Annotated in this window: 24 protein-coding genes; 18 read left to right on the forward strand and 6 right to left on the reverse strand. The window is 37.3% G+C overall.

Features of this window, described 5'->3' with window-relative positions:
• Nucleotides 1–94: 94 nt before the first annotated feature.
• Complete coding sequence (locus tag AC4D4B_RS16540) at nt 95–1,717, forward strand: putative polysaccharide biosynthesis protein (protein WP_491000541.1); 1,623 nt, start codon at nt 95–97, stop codon at nt 1,715–1,717.
• 66 nt (nt 1,718–1,783) lie between these two features.
• Here the strand turns inward: AC4D4B_RS16540 and AC4D4B_RS16545 are convergent, their stop codons facing one another.
• A complete protein-coding gene (locus tag AC4D4B_RS16545; RefSeq protein WP_490996374.1) occupies nt 1,784–1,999 on the reverse strand; it encodes a hypothetical protein in 216 nt (71 codons plus the stop codon).
• Nucleotides 2,000–2,071: 72 nt separating this feature from the next.
• On the opposite strand from AC4D4B_RS16545, the gene AC4D4B_RS16550 reads away from it, so the two are divergent.
• Nucleotides 2,072–2,803 carry a pseudouridine synthase gene (locus AC4D4B_RS16550; RefSeq protein WP_490996375.1) on the forward strand — a complete coding sequence of 244 codons (732 nt, stop codon included), beginning with the start codon at nt 2,072–2,074 and terminating at the stop codon, nt 2,801–2,803.
• 39 nt (nt 2,804–2,842) lie between these two features.
• Here AC4D4B_RS16550 and AC4D4B_RS16555 read toward each other — a convergent pair whose 3' ends face one another.
• On the reverse strand, nt 2,843–3,064 hold the full coding sequence (locus AC4D4B_RS16555) for a DeoR family transcriptional regulator (RefSeq protein ID WP_049669825.1): 222 nt from the start codon (nt 3,062–3,064) through the stop codon (nt 2,843–2,845).
• 375 nt (nt 3,065–3,439) lie between these two features.
• Between AC4D4B_RS16555 and pepV the strand changes: the two genes are divergently transcribed.
• From pepV to AC4D4B_RS16590, 7 genes are all read left to right on the forward strand, one after another.
• Nucleotides 3,440–4,849 carry a dipeptidase PepV gene (pepV, locus tag AC4D4B_RS16560; protein ID WP_491000542.1) on the forward strand — a complete coding sequence of 470 codons (1,410 nt, stop codon included), beginning with the start codon at nt 3,440–3,442 and terminating at the stop codon, nt 4,847–4,849.
• Nucleotides 4,850–4,873: 24 nt separating this feature from the next.
• Nucleotides 4,874–5,728, forward strand: a complete 855-nt coding sequence (gene dat, locus AC4D4B_RS16565) for a D-amino-acid transaminase (protein WP_490996377.1) — start codon at nt 4,874–4,876, stop codon at nt 5,726–5,728.
• Nucleotides 5,729–5,853: 125 nt separating this feature from the next.
• Nucleotides 5,854–6,414, forward strand: a complete 561-nt coding sequence (thpR, locus tag AC4D4B_RS16570; protein ID WP_491000543.1) for an RNA 2',3'-cyclic phosphodiesterase — start codon at nt 5,854–5,856, stop codon at nt 6,412–6,414.
• Nucleotides 6,415–6,546: 132 nt separating this feature from the next.
• A complete protein-coding gene (locus AC4D4B_RS16575) occupies nt 6,547–7,542 on the forward strand; it encodes an NERD domain-containing protein (protein WP_491000544.1) in 996 nt (331 codons plus the stop codon).
• Between the two features lie 16 nt (nt 7,543–7,558).
• Entirely contained in the window at nt 7,559–8,482 is a 924-nt protein-coding gene (locus AC4D4B_RS16580) for a diacylglycerol/lipid kinase family protein (protein WP_491000545.1), read from the forward strand.
• A gap of 5 nt (nt 8,483–8,487) precedes the next feature.
• Nucleotides 8,488–10,623, forward strand: coding sequence for a type I pullulanase (gene pulA / locus AC4D4B_RS16585; protein WP_491000546.1), 2,136 nt, complete (start codon nt 8,488–8,490; stop codon nt 10,621–10,623).
• A 143-nt stretch (nt 10,624–10,766) separates the two neighbouring features.
• Nucleotides 10,767–11,543, forward strand: a complete 777-nt coding sequence (locus AC4D4B_RS16590) for a phosphotransferase (protein ID WP_490996382.1) — start codon at nt 10,767–10,769, stop codon at nt 11,541–11,543.
• On the opposite strand, the gene AC4D4B_RS16595 is transcribed toward AC4D4B_RS16590, so the two are convergent.
• Complete coding sequence (locus AC4D4B_RS16595) at nt 11,531–11,833, reverse strand: YtzH-like family protein (protein ID WP_077248185.1); 303 nt, start codon at nt 11,831–11,833, stop codon at nt 11,531–11,533. The two genes, AC4D4B_RS16590 and AC4D4B_RS16595, sit on opposite strands and share 13 nt — an antisense overlap.
• 149 nt (nt 11,834–11,982) lie before the next feature.
• Here AC4D4B_RS16595 and trmB point away from each other — a divergent pair, with 149 nt between their 5' ends.
• Nucleotides 11,983–12,618 (forward strand): tRNA (guanosine(46)-N7)-methyltransferase TrmB, encoded by a 636-nt coding sequence (trmB, locus tag AC4D4B_RS16600; RefSeq protein ID WP_490996383.1) that lies wholly within the window; start codon nt 11,983–11,985, stop codon nt 12,616–12,618.
• A gap of 53 nt (nt 12,619–12,671) precedes the next feature.
• Nucleotides 12,672–13,523 (forward strand): YtnP family quorum-quenching lactonase, encoded by an 852-nt coding sequence (locus tag AC4D4B_RS16605; protein WP_491000547.1) that lies wholly within the window; start codon nt 12,672–12,674, stop codon nt 13,521–13,523.
• A gap of 345 nt (nt 13,524–13,868) precedes the next feature.
• Here AC4D4B_RS16605 and AC4D4B_RS16610 read toward each other — a convergent pair whose 3' ends face one another.
• Entirely contained in the window at nt 13,869–14,189 is a 321-nt protein-coding gene (locus AC4D4B_RS16610; protein WP_139892783.1) for a hypothetical protein, read from the reverse strand.
• Nucleotides 14,190–14,386: 197 nt separating this feature from the next.
• On the opposite strand from AC4D4B_RS16610, the gene AC4D4B_RS16615 reads away from it, so the two are divergent.
• The 3 genes from AC4D4B_RS16615 to AC4D4B_RS16625 all read left to right on the forward strand — a co-directional run bounded on the left by AC4D4B_RS16615 (nt 14,387) and on the right by AC4D4B_RS16625 (nt 16,834).
• Complete coding sequence (locus AC4D4B_RS16615) at nt 14,387–15,463, forward strand: M42 family metallopeptidase (protein ID WP_490996385.1); 1,077 nt, start codon at nt 14,387–14,389, stop codon at nt 15,461–15,463.
• Between the two features lie 63 nt (nt 15,464–15,526).
• Nucleotides 15,527–16,042: a DUF84 family protein gene (locus AC4D4B_RS16620; protein WP_490996386.1), complete on the forward strand. Its 516-nt coding sequence runs from the start codon at nt 15,527–15,529 to the stop codon at nt 16,040–16,042.
• 345 nt (nt 16,043–16,387) lie between these two features.
• Nucleotides 16,388–16,834, forward strand: coding sequence for a GNAT family N-acetyltransferase (locus AC4D4B_RS16625; protein ID WP_491000548.1), 447 nt, complete (start codon nt 16,388–16,390; stop codon nt 16,832–16,834).
• 245 nt (nt 16,835–17,079) lie between these two features.
• On the opposite strand, the gene AC4D4B_RS16630 is transcribed toward AC4D4B_RS16625, so the two are convergent.
• Both AC4D4B_RS16630 and AC4D4B_RS16635 read right to left on the reverse strand, forming a co-directional pair.
• Nucleotides 17,080–19,161 carry a class I SAM-dependent methyltransferase gene (locus AC4D4B_RS16630; RefSeq protein ID WP_490996388.1) on the reverse strand — a complete coding sequence of 694 codons (2,082 nt, stop codon included), beginning with the start codon at nt 19,159–19,161 and terminating at the stop codon, nt 17,080–17,082.
• 363 nt (nt 19,162–19,524) lie between these two features.
• Nucleotides 19,525–19,755 (reverse strand): hypothetical protein, encoded by a 231-nt coding sequence (locus AC4D4B_RS16635; protein ID WP_490996389.1) that lies wholly within the window; start codon nt 19,753–19,755, stop codon nt 19,525–19,527.
• A 286-nt stretch (nt 19,756–20,041) separates the two neighbouring features.
• Here AC4D4B_RS16635 and AC4D4B_RS16640 point away from each other — a divergent pair, with 286 nt between their 5' ends.
• The 4 genes from AC4D4B_RS16640 to AC4D4B_RS16655 all read left to right on the forward strand — a co-directional run.
• Nucleotides 20,042–21,244, forward strand: coding sequence for an MFS transporter (locus AC4D4B_RS16640; RefSeq protein WP_490996390.1), 1,203 nt, complete (start codon nt 20,042–20,044; stop codon nt 21,242–21,244).
• Nucleotides 21,245–21,308: 64 nt separating this feature from the next.
• On the forward strand, nt 21,309–21,620 hold the full coding sequence (locus tag AC4D4B_RS16645) for a thioredoxin family protein (RefSeq protein WP_066109075.1): 312 nt from the start codon (nt 21,309–21,311) through the stop codon (nt 21,618–21,620).
• 218 nt (nt 21,621–21,838) lie between these two features.
• The gene (locus tag AC4D4B_RS16650) at nt 21,839–22,648 is read left to right on the forward strand and encodes a DUF1444 domain-containing protein (RefSeq protein WP_491000549.1); all 810 of its coding nucleotides are present in this window, start codon (nt 21,839–21,841) and stop codon (nt 22,646–22,648) included.
• 116 nt (nt 22,649–22,764) lie between these two features.
• Nucleotides 22,765–23,028 (forward strand): hypothetical protein (locus AC4D4B_RS16655; RefSeq protein WP_491000550.1); only part of this gene is annotated, 264 nt, incomplete at its 3' end.

Here is a 23,028-nt window from a genome sequence, read left to right on the forward strand (position 1 = left end):
AAGAGTAAACTACAGAATAGTGAACAAATAAACAAAAAGACTCATGAAAATATATTTCTTACAGGTTAAGGGAAAGAGTGAAAGGGATTGTTACATGTCATCGAAACTTATTAGAGGCACTTTTATTCTAACAGTTGGTATGGTTTTATCGAAAATACTCGGATTGTTTTATGTTATTCCTTTTAATCAAATCGTCGGCAAAGAGGGAATGGCGTTATACGGCTTTGCGTATATACCCTATACAATTTTCATTAGTATATCAACGGGAGGGATTCCCCTCGCAGTGGCCAAATTTGTGGCCAAATATAATGCTATGGGAGAATATGCAGTTGGACGTAAGCTATTTGAATCAAGCCGAAAAATAATGATGTTAACGGGGATTGCGGCTTTTCTCATTATGTATGTTAGCGCCCCTGGATTGGCTGCCATGATGGATACGCAAAAATTCTCCGTTGAGGATGTTACATCAGTTATACGGGCTGTGAGCTTTGCTCTTATCCTTGTACCTTCGCAAAGTATATTGCGCGGGTTCTTTCAAGGAAATGAGTCAATGGGGCCGACAGCTGTTTCCCAGGTTATCGAGCAGATTGCACGTATTATATTCCTGCTGGGCGGCGCATATATTGTCCTGAATTTAATGGGCGGAGATGTCGTACAAGCTATGAGCGTGGCAACATTTTCAGCCTTTATTGGAGCGGTATTCGGATTTCTAGTCCTCTTATGGTATTGGAAAAAGCGGAAACGTCATCTCGATAAACTTTTGAGCGAAAGTAAAAATGAAATAGATATTTCTCTTAAAGAAATCTACAAAGAAATTGTTGTTTCCTCAATACCATTTATTTTTGTTGGATTGGCAATGCCTTTATTCCAGTTAGTTGATACGGTTACTTTTAACAGAGCGATGGTTTCAATTGGATTAAAGGGATCAACAGATGTGGCTTTTGGTGTTTTAAATGTATCAACTCAAAAGCTTGTCCTTATTCCAATGACACTGGCTACGGCCTTTTCATTGTCCATTGTTCCAAGTGTAACGAAATCGTTTGTTGAAAAGAATTGGAAGCTATACAAACAACAATTAACAGAAACATTCCAAACTTTGCTGTTTATTCTGATACCGGCAGTTGTTGGAATCAGTGTTTTATCTGAAAGCGTATATGGCTCGTTTTATGGATTCCTTGATTTAGGGTCAGAAGTATTAAGAGTTTATGCACCGGTTGCTATTCTATTTGCTTTATTTTCTGTTACAGCTGCAATCATGCAGGGAATAAGCCAGCAACGTTTTACAGTCCTTAGCTTATTGACTGGAATATTAATAAAGCTTAGTCTCAATATTCCGTTCATAAAAATGTTTGAAACGAATGGGGCGGTTTATGCGACTGCAATTGGATATACGGTCAGTACGCTTATTAATTTATATGTAATTTATTACTTTACTGGTTATCGTATCAAACCCGTGCTGAGAAGGGGATTATTATCACTCATATTTGCTGGAGTTATGGCCCTGGTTGTGTGGAGTCTGGATCAAGTCCTGGCTTCCTGGATAGGTTCAAAAAGTCAAATGGATGCGGTTTTCAGGGTGGCGATTACTGTTCCAGTAGGGGTCCTAATCTACTTTTTCTTATCGATTAAAAGTGGTTTATTACATATTATTTTTGGAGATCGAACGGATGGACTATTGCGCAAGCTAAAATTGAACCGTTTCACTAGAGGGAATTAATCGAATTAAAATGTGAAAGTTTAACTTTAAGGCCTGCTTAATTTTTAAAGCAGGCCATTCTCATAATTAGTACCGCATTCCAAGTGCCCGTTCAATCCGGGATACACGTCGGTCAAGGCGTTCAAATTGGCGCTCCAGACGTTCAAAGCGGTTTTCAAGCCGATCTATACGGGCATTAACTCCACCTAAACCAGGAAATAGGCCTCCTGGTCCAGGAAAACCGGCTGGCTGCTGCAATTGTCTATCATCTTGTTCGTTAGAGGGTTGTTGTTGATAATCCATAAAATTAGAACACTCCTTCACTTTATATTCAGCATTAGTCTATTCAAAAAAGGAAAATAGGTGATTTTTAGGATGAGAATTGATAAATTATTAGCTAACTCCGGATATGGGAGCCGGAAAGAGGTTAAACAACTGCTGAAATCAGGGGCAGTTCTTTGTAATGATGTAAAAATAAGCGATGCTAAAAAGCATGTCGATCCGGATAACGACCTAATTACCGTTTATGGAGAGCAAGTCAACTATAAGGAATATATTTATTTGTTAATGAACAAACCGGCCGGATACATATCTGCCACAGAAGATGACAGGCTGAAAACGGTGCTTGATTTATTGGAACCTGAAGATGCAATAAAAAAACCATTCCCTGTTGGAAGGCTGGATCGGGATACTGAAGGGCTGTTGGTTCTTACGAATGATGGGCATCTTGCTCATGAGGTGCTTGCTCCAAAAAAACATGTTCCTAAAACCTATTACGCGGTTATTCAGGGAATTGTAACTGAAGAGGATATTGAACAGTTTGCCAAGGGAGTTACATTGGATGATGGATATGTAACGAAACCGGGAAAATTAAGGATTCTTACAAGTGGTCAGAGATCAGAAATAGAAGTCATCATAACAGAAGGAAAATATCATCAGGTTAAACGGATGTTTGAAGCTGTAGGAAAAAAAGTAGTATATCTGAAAAGAATTAAGATGGGCGAGCTCGAATTGGATGAGGGCTTGGAAACAGGAGAGTACAGAGAAATGACTGAAGAAGAGATCAGCTTATTGAATACACGTACTCCGGAAAAAGAAGACCGTTAAAAAGCGGTCTTCTTTTTGTAGGAAAAACTGTGTAAATCATTACGAGGTTAATTTAACTTTCTTTTGAGTGGTGGTCCACTTTCCACGACTGGGGCTGACAACAAGTTCGTTATAAGCCAACACATTTAAGTCCCTCTGAATGGTACGTGGAGTAATTCCGAATTCATCCACTAATTCTTGGGTTGTTACCGTGCCGTTGCGGACGATGAACATATAAATGGACTTAATTCTGGTAAGCATACGGTTTGTTGAAGGTTTCAAAAAACCACTCCTTATGGATAGTTTCCAATGGCAACATTCCAACCTGCAAGGTATAAAGGCTGTTAACCATCCCACTTAACTAAGTTATCACCTATACAGCACTCCTTTTTTAGGACTTCAAGATAAAAGTCCTTCTAGTACTATAATACCCCTCTCAAAATTTTAAATCCATATTTTCCAATAAAATAAAATGAAAATTCGCTTAACTATATCTATTTTTGCGATACAGGCACTATGACAGCAATGCGAAATATTTTATTGATTACACTATAAAATATGAACGGCACAGTCATGTGGTTCAACAAAAAATGCTAATCATGCTGAAATTCGATATAATAACGATAAATGATATGACAAAGAAATGAGGTCACTTTTATGGATTTTAATTGGCAAAAAGAAGTGGAAATGAGAAAAGATGATTTGATTGCCGACACCCAAAAACTGCTTCGAATTAAAAGTACACTGGATGAATCTGCATCAACTCCTGATATTCCTTTTGGTCCTGGAATAAAGGAAGCGCTTGATTTTATGCTTCAGCTTGGAGAAAAAGACGGTTTTACCACTAAAAATGTTGATAACTATGGGGCTCATTTGGAAATGGGAAACGGAGATGAACTCCTCGGTATACTTGGACATTTGGATGTAGTGCCTGAGGGAGAAGGCTGGACAAGCGACCCTTATTCAGCAGATATTCGGGATGGAAAAATATTTGCGCGTGGCGCGATTGACGACAAAGGACCAACGATGGCTGCCTATTATGCAATGAAGATCATTAAAGAAATGGGCATCGATTTAAATAAAAGAGTTCGATTGATTTTGGGCACGGATGAAGAAAGCGATTGGCGCTGTATGGATTATTATTTTGAAAAAGAAGAAATGCCAACGGTAGGATTTGTGCCGGATGCAGATTTTCCAATTATCTATGCAGAAAAGGGAATTGCAGATTTCACAATGGATATGAAATCAAAAAGTATACCGGCTGAATCCTTTGTTGTGAAAAGCTTTGAGGCAGGCCAGCGTTTTAATATGGTGCCAGAGGCAGCAAAAGCAACTATTTCTCTTAACTCCGATGAGGCGAAAGAGTGGAAAGAAAAATTTACAAAGTACTTGAAAGAGCATAATTTAAAAGGTACATATTCCGTGTTAGATAATGAGGTCATCTTAACGATAGAAGGGATATCTGTCCATGGTATGGAGCCTGATCTTGGACTTAATGCAGGTCTTAAGCTGGCCGATTTTCTATTCACCATGCCTTTACGAGGGGATGACCGTGCATTTTTTGAATTCATCCATCATTATTTGAGCAGTGAATCCAGAGGAAGAAAACTTGGTGTAGCTTATTCCGATGATATTACCGGTGATTTAACCATTAATTATGGAATTATTACGTATAGAAATGGCGAATTTGGTAAGATTGCCTTCAATATGCGCTATCCTGTGACATATGATTTTGAGAATGGATGGAAAACGATTGAGCAAATCGCGGATAAGCATCAATTTACTGCTACTATAAAAACCCATTTGGGACCTCACCATGTGGATGCAAATAGCCAATTGGTTCAAACATTACAAAAAATTTATCACGAGCACACTGGGGAAGAACCTGAGCTATTGGCAATTGGCGGTGGGACATATGCGCGTGCACTGAAAAATGCGGTTGCCTTTGGGCCTTTATTTCCTGGAAGAGAAGATGTAGCTCATCAAAAAGACGAATACATCCAAATTGACGATTTATTAAAAGCAACAGCTATGTATGCACAAGCTATCTATGAATTAACAAGATAATCTATACAAGGGGAGTTGGGGGAAATGGATTATATTGTTCACAATGGCGTTCTTTCGAAAAGAGAAACAATTGCCATCGATATAGAAGATCGTGGGTATCAATTTGGGGATGGTATCTACGAGGTTATACGGATTTATAATGGGAAGCTGTTTGCGTGGGAAGGGCATAGCAGACGTCTGTTTGCAAGTGCACAAAAGATCGGCATCGCGATACCCTACAGTCCAAAACGCCTTAAGGAGATTATTGAGGAATTGGTTCTTAAAAATGAGCTGACTACTGGTACTGTTTATCTGCAATTTACTCGGGGAGTATCACCCCGGAATCATGCTTTTCCAGGTAAAGATGTGGTACCTACTTTCATCGCTTATACAAGAGAATCTGAACGTCCTGTTGTACTGATGGAGTCAGGTGCTGAGGTCTGTATTATTGATGATAAACGGTGGCTTAATTGCGATATAAAAAGCTTGAACCTTCTCGGTAATATCCTTGCCTATGAAGAGGCGGTTAAGCAGGGATGTAATGAAGCAATTTTAAACAGAGATGGCATAATAACAGAAGGCAGTCATACCAATGTATCGATTATTAAGGATGGTATTCTGATTACTCATCCTGCAAACAATTTAATTTTAAATGGGATTACCAGGCAGTTGGTTTTAATGCTTTGTGAGGAGCTTTCAATTCCTTACGAAGAAAGACCATTTACACCAGGGGAATTAATGTCGGCTGATGAGGTATTTCTGTCTGGTACCACATTAGAAATTATACCCGTTGTAAAAACCAACGGACAAGCGGTTGGAAAAGCCCCATATACTACAACAAGAAGGCTTCAGAAAGCTTTCCTTGCTAAAATTGAAGACGAATGCGGAAGATTAAAGTAAATGGAAAAGAGTTCAGGGAATACTAACCCTGAACTCTTTTTTGAACAAATATTTTTATTCGAAACCGTCTAAATAGTTAAAATAGCGGGATGGACATTATGTTAAAATATGAAGGAGATAGGCCGATGAATAGACAGAATCATTATTTTTTTGCAATTGAATTACCCATGGAGATTAAAGAATCATTGCACCAATGGGCTGCTGAATTAGAACGTATATATGCATTTAAAAGCTGGGTTTATCCAAGCGACTATCATATTACATTAGCATTCCTTGGCAGTGCCTCTCATAGTATGTTGGATGATGCTGTGAATTTATTGAAATCAAGGGCAGAGCAACTTGTTTCGTTTCCATTAACGATTAATGGATTGGGTACATTTGGTATGATGAAACAGCCAAGAATTCTTTGGGCAGATGTAAGGAAACAGCCAATCTTATACGAGGTGCAGAAGAATGTATGGAATGCCTGTACAAGTATCGGATTTAAGTTGGATACAAAGCCGTTTACACCGCATATTACGATAGCGAGAAGATGTACGGAGACAATGGAAAAAGACAGTCTAAGACAACTAGAAGACTCTCTCCCCTCTATACCAGAATTTCAGGTACAGCATCTCGTTCTATACAAAACCAATAGCCAATCTATTCCTAAATATGAACCAATCGTTAAATTTCCATTGGTGTAAGATATTCGGGAACATAATAGTAAATTGAATTGATCAAGGCGTGAAAGCTTTACTGGTTATGATTAAGAGCATCTAAAATGACCATATAGATTTTATAGAGACCAGAAAAAGAAAAAAGGCAGGGGAAACGGGATGGGACAATTAATTAAACTGCAGGATTATGTATCCCGTTATGAACAGGATATTTATCATTATTCCTCTCAGTTTGTACGCTTAAAAAAACAGCAGTGGACTAAACTAAAGCTGGCTTATGAAGAAGGGGATATCAATGACTGGCTGATTGGTGCAGAAAACAATGAGATATCTCAAAATCAGGATGAGCCAATTAAAAAGAGAACTCTCTCGGAGACGTTTAAGAAGATATTTGCTAAAGGAAAACAAAGCGAACCTTTTCATGTTCATGAAGGGCAAGCTGTTCCAAACATAGAACAGGAATTGGGACGGTTTTTAAAATTTCTCCCACGAACAGAGAGCGATTTAAAGCAGCAATTTTTAGATCGGATTTTTAATTTTCAGCTTAAATGGGCGAGTTCAACCTTAAGAGAAAAATCTGTAGTAAATGCCAATTATGTATATGACCAGAAACTGCGTTATTTTTTGCAACGCTTTCCTGATAACTGCTTAATTCTTTATAAGCCTGTCTTTCAGTTAAAAAATGCACCGGTCGAATTGGATATTCTGCTTATGACGCCTACGGAAATATGGTGCTTAACTTTTCTTGAAGCAGAAGAGGATGCCGTCTTTTTGGCGGACAAGGGAAGGTTCTGGACAAGAAGGCATCATAATCGTGCAGACAAAAAAGTGTTAAACCCGTATATATCCATAAATCGTATGGAAAGAATTATTACGAGGATATTAGAAAGCAAGGAGATTGATATGCCAATCAGGAAAGGGATCATATGCCGAAATGGATATATCGATGATGTAAATGCCATCCATACAGAGATAATAATTGACAAGCGTTCTTATGCAAAATGGTTTGAGGGCATACGGAATAATCAGTCTCCTATTAAAAACCAACAGCTTAAGTCAGGCCAGGCTCTGTTGGACTACTGCAGTACAGCCTACACGATTAGAATGGATTTGGAAGAGGAGTTGGAGGAGCTTGATAGAGAGAGCGGTTTATAGGGAAGCTTTAATGAGCATGGAGAAGTTTAATTTCATTATAAATCCTGCCGCGAAGAATAGGGGAAGCTTAAAGATTTGGAATAAGGTAAAGAGATACCTAGAACAGGAGAATATCCATTACGAATATAGGTATACAGAATATGAAGGACATGCCTGTGAAATTACTAAGGAAATTTTGGAAAAAGAGAGTAATTCGTTAATTATTGCTGTAGGTGGAGACGGGACGATTCATGAAGTCATTAATGGAGCTGTCGGATATAAAAAAGCCAGGATATCTTATATTCCTGCAGGATCCGGCAATGATTTTTCAAGAGGATACAAGATTGATAAAAATCCGACTAAAGCATTAAAAAAGCTGTGTCAAAATAGCGAAAAAATGACAGCAATCGACCTGGGATCCTATAAAACTAACAAACAAGGTTATTTTATGAATAGTTTGGGTATGGGATTGGATGCAGCTGTTACAAAAGCTGTAAATGAGTCGAAATCTAAATATTACTTTAATAAAATAGGTGCTGGAAAGCTTGTTTATTTATATTTCTTTTTTATTAAATGGTTAACATATAAACCAATTGATGTTTCTCTTTCGATAGATGGCCGGGATCTCAACTATAAAAATGTTTGGCTTGTTACGATATCCAATCAGCCCTATTTTGGTGGTGGAATAAAGATTTCACCAAACTCGAAACCAGATGACGGGCTTTTTCATATCATAGTTGTGCATAATATTTCTAAATGGAAACTTATACTTATGTTCATCACAGTAGTTTGGGGCGGCCATCTTAAAATAAGGGGAGTACAGGAATTACAAGGGAAGAATATAAAACTATCTTCTGAGCAACCAGCATTTATTCATGCAGATGGCGATTATATTGGCAATGATAAGGTAGTCGTTAATATGCATCATCATAAAGTAAATATTGCCGCTTTAGGAGAGTGAGTATTGTGTATTCAGATAGGTTTTCAGCTTTTTTGGACGCATTAAATAGAATTACCATCTTAATTCCACTTGATTATCGTGATAACGAAACCCCAACCTTTACGATTTATTTCGAAGGTCAAAAAATTGGCGTATTAAAGGTTGAAGAAGTCGTCCGAATAGAGCATTACATTAAATATATATGTACGGCTCCATTCGAAATACCGCTCGGTGAAGAGTATCAAATAGAGGATGATAAAGGTATAGCCTTTGGCCTGCGAACAGGTGCTGTAATCCGGACCCCTGAATTTGATGAACATTATCATTATGATGGAAATGATTTAGGTGCTGTCTATACAAAAGAAAAGACAGTGTTTAAGCTATGGGCACCAACTGCTACCAGTGTAAAGGTTAAGCTAATCAATGATTTCGGGGCCGAAAAAGGAACAGTGGCGATGCAACGAGGGGAAAGAGGAGTATGGTCATTAACGATTCATAATGATTTAAAGGGTTATTTTTATTCATATTTGGTTCGTGTCAATTATATTTGGAGAGAAGCAACCGACCCTTATTCGAAGGCTGTTTCTGTAAATGGCCAATACAGCGCTATTATAGATCCCGAAAAAATCGAAAGACATTCCTATAAAATTCCCACGTTAGACAGCCATGTCGATGCAATTATATACGAAACACATGTACGCGACTTTTCTCATCATAACAACAGCGGCATGGATGCAAAGGGGAAATACTTGGCGTTTACAGAAGAAAATACGAAAACAAATAAAGGGTATTCAACCGGGATCAGTTATTTAAAGGAGCTTGGTGTTACTCATATTGAACTCTTGCCGGTTAATGATTTCTCAGGGGTTGATGAAACAGTCATTGGTAAGGAGTATAATTGGGGTTATAATCCCCGTCATTTTAATTCTCCAGTTGGAGTCTACAGTACAAATCCGCACTTGCCGTTCAATCGAATAGAAGAATTAAAGGAGCTGATTAAAAGTCTCCATAAAAATGGACTTGGTGTTATTTTGGATGTTGTTTATAATCATGTATTTCAAAAGGAATTGTCTAATTTTGAAAAAATCGTACCTGGCTATTATTTCCGTTATGATTCAAACGGAATGCCTGCAAACGGCAGCGGCTGTGGAAATGATGTAGCATCAGAACGATTTATGGTCCGAAAATTCATTATAGCCTCCATTAAATATTGGTTGGAGTATTTTCAGGTTGATGGATTCAGATTTGATTTAATGGGCTTACTAGACTTGGATACGATGAAGGAAATAGAACGTGTGGTAAGAGAAAGTAGACCGGATGCCATTCTCATCGGAGAGGGCTGGGATTTACACACAGCACTCCCGGCTGAGCAAAAATCAACGATTGCTAATGCTCATAAATTAAGGGGGATTGGATTCTTTAATGATCGCTTTAGAGATACGATTAAAGGAAGTAACTTTGATTTAAAAGATATCGGCTATATTTCCGGTAAAAGAGTAGAGCCGCATGATTTCTTTCAGCTTGTGACAAATACAGGTGCCGAATATCCATTGACACCAGTACAATCAGTCAATTTTGTAGAATGTCATGATAACCACACATTATGGGATCGCCTTCAGGTTGCTAATGGGTTGGAGTCAAATGAATTAAGGCAGCGCCGTCATCGTTTTGCCACAAGTATTGTCTTGCTTTCACAAGGTATTCCATTCTTGCATAGTGGACAGGAATTTTTTAGAACAAAACAAGGAATCGAAAACAGTTATTGTTCACCGGATTGGATAAATGAACTTAATTGGGATCTAAGAGAGCAACATGATGAAACAATATCTTATTTAAAATGCTTGATACAAATTCGAAAAAGCCATGGTGCATTCCGTTTTCGAACACGTGAAGAAATAGAAAGACATATGAAAATTGTCGATATCCATGTTAATTGCCATGCTCTGATGTATGAAAATGTCGGTGAATATGGAAGCTGGAAAAATATTTTAGTAATCTTCCACCATGCTGAAAAGGAAACATCGATTACTCTGCCAAATGATACTGAATGGGATATTCTTTGTGATAGTTGTGCTGATGGACAAGGAGACCGCATAATTAGGAAGAGCATAAGAGATTATACCCTTGAACCATTACGAACATATGTGTTTGTTCAGGAATAATAGTCAGGAACACTTGACGAATGTGTCCCTAACCTACTAAAATTTAATAAGATGGCTATTGGAAAAAAGCAGTCAATGGCTGTCTTTTTTATTTTTTACATATAACCATGCCAGAATAGATTAGATTATTGAAGGTGAATACCATGGATTATTTAGGGCGAGAGTGGGAGATAACCCCTGCCGGAGGGGCAACAGGTGAAGCATTTATTGCCAGGCATGATGAGCAAAGACTATTTTTGAAAAGGAATTCTTCTCCTTTTTTAGCTGTGCTTTCCGCTGAAGGAATAGTGCCAAAACTGATCTGGACGAAGAGGCTTGAAAATGGAGACGTGATTACTGCTCAGGAATGGATGAATGGAAGAGAATTACATCCTACTGAGATGAGTGAAGAAGCGGTTGCAGAATTGCTTCAGAAAATCCATCTTTCTAAACCTCTATTAAACATGCTTCGGCGCCTTGGTAAGACAGCCCAAACACCTTTGCAAATCCTATTGTCCGTGAAAAATTCCCTTGATAAGGAATTAGAAAATCATCCAAGTATTCAAAATACGATTGAATTTATGGAAAGACATATACAGGATGTCAACAGTGACCAGCAAGTTGTATGCCATGGTGATATTAATCATAATAATCTCCTTATTACTGACAATGGTGATCTATATTTGATTGATTGGGACGGTGCGATTATCGCAGATCCGGCTATGGATATCGGTATGCTGTTATATTCCTATGTTAAACAAGAGCATTGGAAGGAATGGCTAGCCAAATACGGATTGGAGCTCACTGAAGATCTTACGTTAAGAATGAAATGGCATGTGCTGGCACAGGTTATTCAAAATATAGTCTTGCACAAACGAAAAAACCGGTTGCATGAAATGAACCGGTATATCGAATATTTAAAATTTGCTCAGGAATATTGATCAATGTCTCGAACCCAGCCAGAGAGTTGCTGCTGGTGTGCTTCTATATGACTTTCCAGGTTGGCGGCATGTATACCGCTTTGGCTGTATTGGTAAATCTCATCAAGTACAGCTTTTGTATTTACATCAAGACCGGGTTGAACCATCAGGGATTTAACAGTTCTCTCAAGCTGTTCAACTTCTGATTGTGAACCGCAGCAATCTTCTTGATGATTATTTAAAATATCTTTTACTAACATCCAATGATGATTTTGTGATAATGGCAAATTATCCACAACCCTTCTCTTCATATTCAATTTTAGGTTGTGAAAGTTTAGCCAAATTTATTCATATTTAACCGGCATATGCCGGTTTTTATTATGTTTTAACTAATAAGCATGGTATTTTATGAAATGTTATGCTACTCTTTTTTTACGTATTTTAGCGGAGGTGCACAAATTTGAGACAACGTTATAAACCATGGGCTAAGGATAAGCTAATGGCCAATCCTTATTATTGCATTCAGGAGCCGGCTACTAAAAAGGGTTCATGGAATGAAGTGTTTGGAAATAATAATCCGATTCATATAGAAGTAGGTACTGGTAAAGGACAATTTATTAATGGTATGGCTGCACAAAATCCGGATATTAATTATATCGGTATTGAATTAGCAGAGCGTGTAATTGTTACAGCACTTGATCGCTTGCTGGAATCCAATCTTCCAAATGTGAAGCTGTTAAATGTGAATGCCGAAGAGCTTCCAAATATTTTTGCAGAGGGAGAAGTTTCCCGTGTCTATCTGAATTTCTCTGATCCATGGCCTAAGAAACGTCATGAAAAGAGAAGATTGACGTATAAGACATTCCTTGATCTATATAAAGGAATTTTGCCGGAGCATGGCGAAATTCATTTTAAGACAGATAACAGAGGATTATTTGAATACTCACTTGTAAGCTTCTCGCATTATGGGATGACATTAAATGAAGTGAGTTTGGATTTACACAACAGCGATATGGAAGGCAATATTATGACTGAATATGAACAAAAATTTTCAGCAAAGGGCAATCCAATCTATCGTTGTGAAGTATCCTTTTAATCCTATGGTTTTTTGATCTGTTCAACACACTCATAAAAAGGGGCTTTTAGATTATGGAAACTTTGCAATTTGGTAAGTTTACATTAACCTGGTTGAATGGCGGAGATACTCATATGGATGGTGGAGCCATGTTTGGAGTGGTTCCAAAACCATTATGGTCAAAACGTTATCCTGTTAATGAATTGAACCAAATAGAGTTAAGGTCAGACCCCATCTTAGTACAGACAGATCATAAAAATTATTTAATCGAAGCTGGCCTCGGCAAAGGGAAGCTGTCGGAAAAACAAATCAGAAATTATGGTGTCAGTGAAGAGTCCAAGCTCGAGGAATCCTTGAACAGGCTCGGAATGACATATTCGGATATCGATGCAATTCTGATGACTCATATGCATTTTGATCATGCCTGTGGGCTGACTGGTTATCACGAAGACGAATTAATCAGCCTGTTTCCTGAGGCAACGATTTATACCTCGAAAATTGAATGGGAAGAACTTCAGAATCCCAATATTCGTTCCCGTAATACCTACTGGGAAGAAAATTGGAAACCAATTGTTACACAGGTCAAAACATTTGAAGGTGAAGTATCAATCATTGAAGGACTGAGGATGATTCATACAGGCGGCCACAGTGACGGTCACAGCATTATCGTGCTCGAGGACAATAATCAACAATTAATTCATATGGGAGACCTTATGCCAACGCATGCCCATCAGAATCCTCTATGGGTGCTGGCTTATGATGATTACCCGATGGACTCCATACATGCAAAAGAGAAATGGATTAAACAAGGAATTGAAAATAAAGCTTGGTTCACTTTTTATCATGATTATGCGTACCGTGCCATCAAATGGAATGCAAGTGGAAAAGAAATAATCGATAAAGTTGAACGAAATCGATCAAAATGAAGGCTGTCGGTAGGTCACTAGTTGGTGACTTATCGGCGCTTTTTTTTACGGTTTCCAGTGTTTAAATTACAATCTGGTTTTGCTGTGGTGTGAAGTGGATGTTGTAAAGGACATTTGGCTTTTTTTATTATAGAGGGATTGAGGTTTGGGATGCTGCAATGGTTGTGGGGTAATCTATATCTAAAGCTTGCTCAATTTCTTTTTCGCTCAATAAATTCTGATTTCGCGCATAAAAAGGGAAAATAAACAATTCTCCTTCAAAGTTACTACTATCTTTTTGAAACGCCCAATGAAATAAAAAATAGAAGGAGGAAAATCATCTTTTCCTCCTTCTACCGCTTTTAATTAATGTACTTGTTCGTAAAAATCGATAATTGTTCCTGTTGTTGCATCCGCTATAAATTCATACTGAGTAGATTCAAGGCCTTCTTGCTTTGTAAGTCCACCTTTGTATACATCATAATCCAATTCATTTTTTGTATACTTTTCAGGCTTCATCATAATCCATGAGCCTCTGATGGTCTCTCCGCCTTGTCCAAGAGTACTTTTAATAGTGGACAAAATCTTTTCAGGAGAAGTAATATTGCTTTGATTTGTTAATTCTTTAACGACATAACCTGCTGCAAATCCTGCTGCAACACCTGAAATAAATGTTTTCCAGTTCACTTATATTCCTCCAATCAAATGGGTAATAGCTGTAATTTAACATTTGCTTGGTAATCTATTCCCGTTCATTATACATTTTAAGCTCAAATGATGCTATCTTTTAACCAACAATCTCCATGTATGTGGTATTTGGAAGTATGATTCTGTAGAATGAGAATAGAGATTATAGAAAATAACATGGTAAAGGGGATACATATATGAAGCAATCTACTCTAGATTTATTTAAGACTCTTACCGAGATTCCAGGAGCACCTGGATTTGAACATGAAGTACGTTCGTTTATGAAAAAGGAATTATCAAAATACACAGATGAAATCATTCAGGACGGCCTTGGCAGTATTTTTGGAGTGAAACGCGGGAATGAGCAAGGACCGAAAATCATGGTTGCTGGACATATGGATGAGGTTGGTTTTATGGTAACCTCTATTACTCCTGAGGGGTTACTTCGTTTTCAAACGCTTGGAGGCTGGTGGGGGCAGGTGCTGCTGGCACAAAGAGTACAGGTATATACAGAATCAGGTCCTATTATCGGTGTGGTCAGTTCGATACCTCCGCATTTGCTGAGTGAGGCCCAAAGGTCCAAACCAATGGAAATCGGAAATATGCTGATTGATATTGGTGCTGATGATAAAGAGGACGCAATGGCAATGGGAGTAAAACCAGGTCAGCAAATTATCCCATATAGTGAATTCACTCAGATGGCCAATCCTAAAAAAATTCTGGCAAAAGCATGGGACAATCGGTATGGATGCGGATTGGCGATTGAACTACTGGAAGAGCTTCAAAATGAGACATTGCCTAATATCCTTTACAGTGGCGCTACTGTTATGGAAGAAGTCGGTACAAGAGGTGCGGGTACTGCGGCGGCGATGATTGATCCTGATATCTTCTTTGCATGTGATGCAAGCCCTGCAAATGATATGTCAGGCAGTAAATCTGTATTCGGTTATCTAGGAAAAGGGCCATTACTTAGAATTTATGACCGTACAATGGTCATGCATAAAGGGATGAGAGAATTTATTTTGGATACTGCGGAATCGAATCATATTCCATATCAATATTTTGTTGCTCCGAATGGGGGGACAGATGCAGGGAAAGTACATATTACAAATCGCGGTATACCAAGTGCAGTAATTGGTATATGTTCACGTTATATCCATACGCATGCATCCATTATTCATATTGATGACTATGCCGCAGCGAAAGAATTATTGGTTAAATTGGTTAAAAGCTGTGATAAAACAACGGTTGAAACGATTAAACAAAACGGTTAATAAAAGAGTTGAGAAGGCAGAGGCATCGATCTGTCTTCTTTTTTAAAGAAAGGATGCAGATTAATGGTTAAAATTGCTTTGGGCACTAAAAATCCGGCAAAAATTAAGGCTGGAGAATTAGCGGGCCGGGAATTATCAGCTGAGCTTGTTCCGATTAATGTATCATCTGAGGTAAATGAGCAGCCATTCTCGGATGAAGAAACAATTGAGGGTGCTTTAAATAGAGCGAGAAATGCGATGAAGGAAGTTCAGGCTGAATTTGGTTTGGGACTTGAAGGCGGTGTGGTGAAAACCCCTTATGGATTGTTTATATGCAATTGGGGAGCACTAGTCACGAAAGAAGGCAAAAGCTTTGTCAGTGGCGGTGCACGTATCAAATTACCGGAGAGTATTGCTGAGGAGTTATACTCAGGCAGAGAGCTTGGGCCAGTTATGGATGAATATACAAAGAAACAGGATATCAGGAAGTCAGAAGGAGCTGTTGGTGTATTCTCAAACGGCCGTATAACAAGAGATCGTATGTTTGAGCATATTATTGAATTATTAGTTGGTCAGTATGAGTATCATTTAAAAGAGTAAAGAAGATCGTGAGGAGGATACTTTAGGTGTCTTAGTATTTTTCATCTTCTGATAAACGCTGAATTTCGTCATGTTTCTTTATTTTGGAAGAAAAGAGTTTCGAAATAACAAACCCAAAGAGGGAGATAATACTATTTTTCATGATAATTTCTCACCTTTATCTATGATTTTACTAGTATGATAACATAGGTGATAAAAAATTACTGCCAAAAACGTTGAGGACTGCCGAATTTTGTCAAAAAAGTGTAGTTATTTACTTTTTATAATTTCTAAGGCTAATTAAAGGTTGAAGCGGTTTTGGAAACCTTAAAATAGCCTAGAAAAAAAGGAGAAATAAGCAATAGTATGAATTTAGTAATTCGTAAAATAAAACAACACGACAAAGAGGAATTTATGGATATGGGCAAGGCTTTTTATTCATCGGAAGCCGTGCTGCATAATATAAATGAAACCTATCACGAGCTAGCATTCATTGAGCTTATGCAATCTGATACTTATTTGGACTGTTATTTCCTTGAATTCAATAACAGGATTGTGGGATATGCGTTACTGAATAAAACCTATTCCAGAGAAGCAGGAGGTTTAGTTGTTTGGGTTGAAGAACTTTATATAAAACCTCAGTATCAAGGAAAAGGGTTCGGTGGAGCTTTCTTTCAATGGTTGGAAGTGAACGTTCCTGCGGCACGATACCGTTTGGAAATCGAGCCTGAAAATATTCGTGCAGCGGCTTTATATAAAAGAAAAGGTTATCATCCTCTACCTTATGTTCAGATGGTTAGAGATAGAAAATAAAAAAACTAATAAAAGAGGACAAAATTGTGATGGTTTTTGCAGGAAAGATCAAAAATGCACAATCATATATGAAGTGTTGTACTTATACAAACAGGGCATTAATGTAATGTTGAACTTCTTCGGGGGATCAAGAGGCTACCTTTCTGGAGGCGGCTGTTTTCATGCCTAAAACAAATTAATCAATAGAAATAATCCTTACGAATACCGACAGAAAAGAGGAGAGATAATATCTCCTCTTTTCTGTCTTATATTTTCTCAATTACAATTAAACAGGTGCTGTCCGGTAGTGATGCGATTTCTCTATTTTCATTCATAATCTTTACTTTAGGTAAAAGAAATTCTTCGTATCCGTTTTGTAAATAATGTTGAAGCGTTAAAATCTTTGCCTCTTCGCCTAAAGCTATATGAATAACTTTTTCATATTCACTTGGAGTAAAGTACCCAAATTGTTCTTGAACCTCATGTGGATAAGCCTCTTCTCCCCAAGTATACGTATAGAGGAATTCCATTAAATCATTAACAGGCAGTTTGATAAGAAGATTCTCTAGTCTTTCATACCTGATTGTTCTTCCCTTAAAGTCATGAACATATCTCATAAAGAAGTCCAAGCCCTTAGGGTCTTTAAATTCGAGTAGTCTCCATTGTTCTATAGGGTCAGTCATAATACCATCACGAATAATGATTCTTCCGCCTTTGTTTAATACTTCAAAAGAACTTTTCAATGCTTGGATAACTACATCTCGATTGAATTTTCTGCCTTTGTACGGAATATAAGAATACATTTCATGTAAGATAGAAGAAAACACAATGGTATCTACGCTTCCTGGCTCATAATAGTCTTTTAATTCCAAGGCGTTTGCCTGTTTTACGTGCCATGATTTATTTTCCCTGAATTTTCTCCTGTTTAATTCCTCTACTACATTGGTTGAGATATCAATTCCGATTACAGTTGCTTCTGGATGATTTTCTGATAGGATATCAAGCATGACACCGCCACCAGCTCCAATATCCAGCATTACCTTCCCTACAGCAAAATCAGATATGATCTTTTTGTGATCTTGACCATTATTCATATCGGTTAAATAGTTTTCTTCATTCTGCAAGCGATCAAAGGCATCTTTCCTGAAACCAAAAAAATCATAAAGTAAGATAATTGCTCTTTCATAGATAGGAGACTTTTCGGCTTCCTGGCAAAATTCAATTAATTTCTGACCGGCACTTGAATAACTAAAATGAACCCCTACAATTTGGCCTAGTAAGTCTGTGGGTTTAATTTGAATTTGAACATGTTCGTTTACAGGCATCTTTCCTTTTAGTAAATCATCAATCGTAAACTCACTTAGGAATGTCTCGATAATTCTTTTCTTGTATAGATTAATTACTTTTTGCCCCTTGTAATCATAGTAAATATCCTTCATAAAAGACTCAAAGCTAACCTGTTGTATAGTAAGGGGATTAATTTTCTGGAATATTAATAAGAAAATTTTCAGAAACTCTTCTAAAGAGAACTCTTGCAAAGCAGATTCAAGATACCACATATCTATTTTTTTAAAGAATGACTCTATGTATCTAGCTAATTGTTTGTTTTCGAAATAATGATTGTATAAATCATCGAAGTTTTCCCCTCGCAGGATTGAAGATTTTCTTAATCTTCTCATCCGCTCTTTTAGGGGAAGCTCTTTTGCCTGTTCACCTTTGTTGATCCAGGATAGTACTTCTTCTACTTCTTGATGGACGTTGTTCCACAACTGATCCGAAACCGCTTGAATAACACACTGATTTAGGGAATAGAGTATCCTTTCTATGTTATATTCTAAGTTTTTATGTTCCTCGATCCAATAAATCAAGGGACGAAATTGAGAATAATGGATTTCTCCTCTGATAAATTGACCGGCTAACCCATGTGTAATTATGAGGAGATAAACTAGTTCCTCTCTTTCTAAATTGCGGCCGTGTAACGGCAGGTTCATTTGTTCATCAGCATAAATTTGAGCTGAACCAATATTATGAATGGCCAATTGGAACCCTTTTTTCTCCCACTCTCTACGTTTGTGCTTCGACCCACCTTTTGATACCTCAGACCAAATCAAGACATCTTCAATAATTGACCTTTCATTAATGGGAAGATTCATCTCGTTCAATATCCAAAGGGTTCGTTCTACATAGGAAAGAACCGGATTTGGCGGCAATTTTTCTAAGGATTCTACTTGCTCTAAATTTACGCGTTGTTCTTTTGTAAGATAGAGAAAGTGTAGCCACTTATGATTCCTTAATACCTTTGTATTTCCGATCTTTACTTCTTGTATATATTTTAGTGAATTTAACAAATAGATCCGCCTTTCTAATTAAAGCAGGATAATAGGATGAAAACTATTCTGTTAGGAGTATATTTTTATGCATGTCGGAGGTTACTTCCATATAAATTCTTCAATGAACGGCGTATATCCTTTTACGAATGGAAGATATTTGTGGTGAGGATAAAAGGGATTTCTTTATAAATTATAACTACTATGCTACTAGCTTATTTGTATTCAATAGCCGATTCATCATATTAGAGAAATACTATTATTTGATTTTGAACTTATTTATTTTAAAGGATATTTTCGTAAGGAATGTTGCTATTTCCATAAAAAGAGACAGCTTTTTTGCTGTCTCCGGTATTTAACAAACACCCTCTTAGTCACTAAGATTTAACTTCTCTTTCTCAACAACACATAGAATATAAATCCACTAAGAGTAAATATAACTGTACCAACAAACACCTTCACTAAAGAGACACCTATTTGAACCGTATCATCCGTTGCCTGTTTTATCTCATTGACTGTCCACCAGTTATCAATTGAAGATTCATATATAGCGAAGTATAGCCACAACAAATAACAGAAGAAAACAAATAAAAAAACACCGATTTTTCTATTCATACCATTCCCCTTCTACAATAAATGTCTTTATAAAAACATTAACACTGCCCTTAGTTAAGAAGCTATCTTTATTCTGGGGATATCAGAATGGTTGATTAACTTATTTTTCAGGAGCAATAATCTATGAGAAAAAAGTCGTTTGAAATCAAAGAGACTTTAGAAGACTATTACTTTTTAGAGAAAATAATTTAAATAGTTATTTACACCTGTCAAGACAGGAGTTAATATACAAAATAGAGATTTCATTTTAAAAGTTTTCATTGAGATTGTTGGGGAGGGTCAATGAATGGGGAAGGGAAAAATCAAAGAACGGAAACTATTGGGAATAGCCGGGGTCGCTTGGTTGTTCGATGCTATGGATGTCGGGATGCTTTCGTTCATTATCGCGGCTCTGCAGAAGGAGTGGAATTTAACCTCAGAACAAATGGGGTGGATAGGCAGTGTGAACTCTATCGGTATGGCAGTAGGTGCTTTAGTGTTTGGGATCTGGGCTGATCGTATCGGCCGAAAAAATGTATTAATTATTACGCTCTTATTATTTTCCTTGGGAAGCGGATTTTCTGCTTTGACAACAAGTTTATCTATTTTTCTGGTTTTCAGATTTTTAATTGGAATGGGGCTTGGAGGTGAATTGCCAGTTGCCTCTACATTGGTTTCGGAAAGTGTGCCTGCAGAGAGAAGAGGCAGAGTGGTAGTGTTGCTTGAAAGTTTTTGGGCTGCAGGCTGGCTGATTGCGGCACTTATTTCATACTTTGTCATTCCAACTTATGGATGGCAAATTGCTTTATTAATCAGTGCACTGCCTGCTTTTTATGCGATTTATTTAAGAATACATCTACCCGATTCTGAAAAGTTTCAAATGGTTAAGGAAAAGAAGTCGATTTCTATCGTAAATTCACTTAAGACACTATGGACTAAAGATTATGCAGTAAAGACTTTAATGCTCTGGATTCTGTGGTTCTGTGTAGTCTTTTCCTATTATGGGATGTTTCTGTGGCTTCCTAGTGTTATGGTTTTGAAGGGTTTTACACTCATTAAAAGCTTCCAATATGTTGTCATGATGACCTTGGCACAATTGCCTGGGTATTTCACGGCGGCCTGGTTTATTGAGAAATTCGGACGTAAATTTGTATTGGTTACTTATTTGTTTGGTACAGCTGTAAGTGCTTATTTCTTCGGTAATGCAGAAACATTAACAGCCTTAATGATTTCAGGTTGCTTTCTTTCCTTTTTTAACCTGGGAGCTTGGGGAGCGCTATATGCCTACTCGCCTGAACAATATCCGACTATTATAAGAGGGACTGGCACAGGAATGGCAGCAGCTGTGGGTAGAATAGGAGGTATCCTTGGCCCACTTGCCGTTGGAAATTTATTGGCTTCTCATACATCTATTGATAAAATCTTTTTACTTTTTAGCATTTCAATTATAATTGGGATGCTGTCTGTATTGATTTTTGGTAAGGAAACTAAAAATGTGACGTTGGAATAGCAATCCTCTGTATATTTGGGTATGATAAATCATACAAGAGGCTACTCGAGAGGATGATTTTAATATGAAAAAATTAGAAAGTATGGAGCACTATAATGAACTGATGTCAAATGGAAAAGTGATGCTCTTATTTTCTGCAAATTGGTGCCCGGATTGCAGATTCATCGAACCATTTATAGGTGACATTGAGGCCGCAAATAAAGAGTATACCTTTATCTATGTGGACCGCGATCAATTTCTTGATCTGTGCATAAAGCTGGATGTCTTTGGAATACCGAGCTTCATTGCCTTTGAAGATGGAAAAGAGCTCGGCCGATATGTAAATAAGGACCGTAAAACTCAAGAGCAAATTGAAGATTTCATTGCTTCATTATGATAAACTATTATACTCCCCCTATTCGGGGGATTTTTTTATTCCATTCTTACTTCAAACGAAAGGAAGCGAGAACGGTGAAGTGGGAGATAAGTGCCCGTATGAACCCGATTGACTATGTTGATGCTCATTGGAATGAAAGAAACTCTACCAAGCAAAGTTACACTTTATTTAGCAGCATGAGGTTATTTAAGCTATAGTAATGTTAAGGAGGAATCCCTATGAAAATGACGACTACTAAAATGAAATCTCTACTTATGGAAAGCTTAGCTGATACAAATTCAAAATTTAATTATAATCGTGATAAAGAGGAATTAAGAATTGAAAACGAAGAGACTGGCAAGGGAATAACAATTGGACTGGCGCCGCTTGTATCGAAGTATGAGCAATCTGGGCAAAAAGCGATTGATGAAGTCCTTTATTATATAAAAGAATCAACGAAAGTAATGGGTACGGAACAATCTTTGAAGGGAAATGAAAAATTAATTTACCCTGTTATCCGTTCTACTTCCTTCCCTATGGAATCCCGTGAAAATACACGGTTTATTACGGATGAGCATACAGCCGAAACGAGAGTTTATTATGCTCTTGATTTGGGTAATACGTATAGGTTGATTGATGAGGAGCTAATGAGAAAAGAAGGCTGGAATCAAGATTCCATACGTTCAATGGCTATGTTTAATGTCAGATCATTGCCGATTAAATCTAAAAAAGACAGTGTACGCGGAAATGACTTTTATTTTATTAATCATAATGATGGATACGATGCTTCAAGAGTCCTGATTGATTCACAAATGAAAAAATGGAAGGAAGATATGAAAGGGACAATGGCAGTGGCCATTCCACATCAGGATGTCTTAATTATTGGAGATATACAAAATGATGCAGGTTACGACATTTTAGCACAAATGAATATGCATTTTTTTACAAATGGAAATGTACCGGTCACCGCTCTGCCATTCCTTTATGAAAATGGAGAATTGGAGCCAATCTTTATTTTAGCAAAGAATCGACCAGTAGAAGATCAATAATATAATAGGAAATTGATACCATTTACAAGGAATATATCTTAAATGATCCAATTTTTTGATAAAATAGATACTTGTAATACTAATTTATAACAACCAAAGAAAGTGTGAGGAAGGCTATGAGCTTTTTCAAAAAAATCATTGATTGGTTCTATGAGGACGTAGAAGAGGAAGTAGAAGTAGAACCTCGTAATAGCCATGAAAACATTCAAAAAAAACCTAAACAAGTAAAAAAGCAAAAAGAAAATCAAATAGAAATCGAAGCAAGAATTCAATATAGATACCCAAAAGATAATTTCAAATTCCCATTAATCTCAGATGAAGAGTTAATGAGATTAAAAGAACAAAAAAAGAAGCACAATGGAATGAGTATGAAGAAGGAA

This window comes from Pradoshia sp. Z6_59 (genome assembly GCF_058267515.1).